Origin of the sequence: Nonlabens ulvanivorans (assembly GCF_000732625.1) — a bacterium.
Lineage (GTDB): Bacteria > Bacteroidota > Bacteroidia > Flavobacteriales > Flavobacteriaceae > Nonlabens > Nonlabens ulvanivorans.
The window spans coordinates 1-336 of the sequence record NZ_JPJI01000037.1 but is presented as its reverse complement, the minus strand read 5'-3'; the positions used below and the strand labels follow the sequence as shown (position 1 = coordinate 336).

1 pseudogene is annotated in these 336 nt (G+C 44.0%); it reads right to left on the bottom strand.

The window, feature by feature from the left end:
* Positions 1-336, bottom strand: a pseudogene (locus IL45_RS15180) (gliding motility-associated C-terminal domain-containing protein); the annotation flags it as partial.

The following is a 336-nucleotide window of genomic DNA, read 5'->3' as shown; positions in this document are numbered from 1 at the left end:
ATCTGGTGTTCCGTTTCCATCTGCATCTGGAATCTCATTTGCCGTTGGTATTAAGTCATTATCATCATCAGTATCTCTATAGTCTGGCTCGTCGGTACCATCCGTATTGTTCAGCTCATTGGCTGGATCATTCGTTACCGTAGCTCCACTTGGGTCACTGTATGGATCTGTAGCATTTGCTGGATCAAAGGCATCATCAATACCATCGCCATCAGTATCGCCTACTTCTGTAGTATCTGCGATTCCATCATTATCTACATCATCTCCTTCTATACGATCGCTTACGCCATCATTATCACTGTCAGCATCTAAGTAATCTGGAGCGTCTGTTCCATC